The sequence below is a fragment of the Paracoccus sp. SSJ genome (assembly GCF_030234105.1).
Classification (GTDB): domain Bacteria; phylum Pseudomonadota; class Alphaproteobacteria; order Rhodobacterales; family Rhodobacteraceae; genus Paracoccus; species Paracoccus denitrificans.
Window position 1 is genome coordinate 1 of record NZ_JASSPE010000054.1, and the last position, 2830, is coordinate 2830.

General features: G+C 63.5%; 4 protein-coding genes. All 4 read left to right on the top strand.

The window, feature by feature from the left end; all coding sequences use genetic code 11:
- Positions 1–54: 54 nt before the first annotated feature.
- Positions 55–483 (top strand): IS66-like element accessory protein TnpA, encoded by a 429-nt coding sequence (gene tnpA / locus QPR87_RS23380; protein ID WP_197029475.1) that lies wholly within the window; start codon positions 55–57, stop codon positions 481–483.
- Complete coding sequence (gene tnpB, locus QPR87_RS23385; RefSeq protein WP_011746417.1) at positions 480–827, top strand: IS66 family insertion sequence element accessory protein TnpB; 348 nt, start codon at positions 480–482, stop codon at positions 825–827. The genes tnpA and tnpB overlap by 4 nt, the downstream gene beginning before the upstream one ends.
- Positions 828–889: 62 nt before the next feature.
- Positions 890–2518, top strand: coding sequence for an IS66-like element ISPpa5 family transposase (locus tag QPR87_RS23390; RefSeq protein ID WP_285051550.1), 1629 nt, complete (start codon positions 890–892; stop codon positions 2516–2518).
- Positions 2518–2814 carry a hypothetical protein gene (locus QPR87_RS23395; protein WP_011746419.1) on the top strand — a complete coding sequence of 99 codons (297 nt, stop codon included), beginning with the start codon at positions 2518–2520 and terminating at the stop codon, positions 2812–2814. The genes QPR87_RS23390 and QPR87_RS23395 overlap by 1 nt, the downstream gene beginning before the upstream one ends.
- Positions 2815–2830: the final 16 nt, after the last annotated feature.

The following is a 2830-nucleotide window of genomic DNA, read 5'->3' on the forward strand; positions in this document are numbered from 1 at the left end:
GTAACGGCCCGATTGTTACCGCCTGCCTGAGTTTGGGCTGATGGATTAAGGCACGTGCATAGTGACGTCGTTAATGACGTGTCTTATGCGGGTGTGGGGATGCGGGGCGATATTCTTGGACTGGAGCGGCGGCGGCGGTGGAGCGACGAGGAGAAGCTCGAGATCGTTTTGTCGGTCGGCGTGGACGGGGCGACGGTGACGCAGGTTGCACAGCGGCACGATGTGACGCGGCAGCAAATCTATGCCTGGCGGCACCAACTGAAGAAGAAGGGCGTGGTTTCGGCGTCTCCGGAGACGCTGTTTCTGCCGGTTGGATTGGACCGGCCCACGGAATTGGTGATGCAGACAGCGGCCATCTGCACAGGAGCGCCTCGGCCTGCCCAGATCGAGTTGCAGTTGGCGAATGGTCGCTGCCTGCGCTTCGATCCGGCTCTGGATACCGTGACGCTGACACATGTGATCCGTGCGGTGGAAGGGGCATGATCGGGCCGGGAACCGGCGTTCGTGTCTATCTGGCCTGCGGCGTGACCGACATGAGGAAGGGAATCTCCGGGCTGGCTGCACTTGCCCAGGATGTTCTGCGCCAGAAGCCGGCCGGCGGTGCGGTTTTTGCATTCCGCGGGCGTCGCGGCGACAGGTTGAAATTGCTTCATTGGGATGGTCAGGGCTTCTGCCTGTATTACAAGGTGCTGGAGAAGGGGCGCTTTCCCTGGCCGATGCGCGGGGATGGTGCGGTTCGCCTGACCTCGGCGCAGCTGGCCATGCTGTGGGAAGGCATTGACTGGCGCAGGCCGGATTGGGGCGCGCCACCGGCCCGGGTGGGCTGATTTACCCTGCTAAAACGCCTTGTTTTTATGGCAATTTTGCCTGCCTTGTGGTAGGTGGGCGCATGTCGAATGCGGCCCAGACCCTTCCTGATGATCCGGCGCTTCTGAAGTCGCTGATCGCGGCGTTGCAGGCGGAAAACGCGAAGATCTCGGCCACGTTGCGCGCCCATGACCAGTTGATCCAGTCCCTGCGGCTGCGCATTGCCAGGCTGAAGAAGCAGGTCTTCGGCCAGTCCTCGGAAAAGATCGAGCGCGAGATCGAACAGCTGGAGCTGGCGCTCGAGGATCTCATGATCGCAGCGGCCGAAGGCCAGCCTGACGTCGTGAACGACGGCCAAAACGATGATGGGTTGGAAACGGCACCTGCCGATGAAGCTGCCGAGCGCCCACCCCGCCGACGTCCCCGGGTCTCGGACAGCACGCCGCGCGAGCGGCGGGAGCTCGACCCCGGCAGTTGCTGCCCCGATTGCGGCGGCGATTTGCGCCTGGTGGGCGAAGATGTCAGCGAGATGCTGGATCTGATCGCGGCACAATTGAAGGTTGTCCAGATCGCCCGCCTGAAAAAGTCCTGCCGCCGCTGTGAACGCATGGTGCAGATGCCGGCCCCCAGCCGGCCGATCCCCGGCAGCATGGCCGGTGCGAACCTGCTCGCCCACATCCTCGTCTCCAAGTTTGACGACCACCTTCCGCTTTATCGCCAGCATGAGATCTTCACCCGGATGGGCGCCGACATCCCGGACAGTACCTTGGTCGACTGGTGCGGTCGCGCCATGAAGGTGCTGGCACCGCTGATCGAGCGGATCGAGGTGGATGTGATGGCCAGCGACCTCCTTCATGCCGATGACACACCGATCCGGGTGCTGGATCGCGCGGGCCGCGACAAGGGGGTGGGCAAGGGTGTGAAGAAGGGCCGGATCTGGGCCTATGTCCGCGATCAGCGCCCTTGGGCAGGCGCCTCACCGCCCGGCGCGGTCTATGCCTTCGCGCCCGACTGGAAGGAAGAGCACGTCCACGGCCATCTCGCCAACACCCGCGGCATTCTCCAGGCCGATGGCTACAAGGGTTATGCCAAGCTCTATGAACCGGAACCCGACGGGAAGCCCCGCCTTCGGGAGGCCGCGTGTTGGGCTCACCTGAGGCGTGACTTCCATGATGAATGGACCAAGACCAAATCAACGATCGCCCGCGAGGCACTCGACCGTATCGGCGCGCTCTATGACATCGAGCGGGAGATCACCGGCCATCCCGCCGATATCCGCCTTGCCGCGCGCCGGAAACACAGCGTTCCGAAGGTCGAGGTCTTCTTCGCCTGGTCAGAGCAGCAGCTCTCGCGGATCCCCGGCAAGGGCGATCTGGCCAAGGCCTTTCGTTACGGGCTGAGCCGCCGGGACGCTTTCAGCCTGTTCCTTGAGGACGGCCGGGTGGCGATCGACAACAATCCTGCCGAGCGCGCGCTGCGCCCGATCGGTGTCGGGCGCCGCAACTGGCTCTTCGCCGGTGCGGATACCGGAGCCGAAACGCTGGCCCGCGCCATGACCATCGTTGAAACCGCCAAGATGAACGGCCTGGACCCCCAAGCCTATCTGGCCGACATCCTGGCCCGCATCCATGATCACAAGATCAATCGGCTCGACGATCTGTTGCCCTGGAACTGGTCGCCGCTGCCCTCCGCCCAGCACGAGGCCGCCTGATGGCAACCGTCACCCACGTCTGCACCCTCGACTACATCGCAAAGATGCTGGGCGAAGACCCCGAGCTTCTCAAAGCCATCGTCTACAACGACGACAACCTGACCTATGGCTCGATCATCAGCGTCTATACCGGCCCGGATGACACCGTCACCGCCCTGACCGATGACGGTATCGATGAACTGAAAGACATGCTCAGGGACGCGCGCATCACCACCGAAACCTGGCACGCGTTCCTCGACGACTTTGTCGATGACGCGGAACTCGTCGCCCGCATCAAGGCTCAGTCGCCGCGGTAACAATCGGCCGGCTACG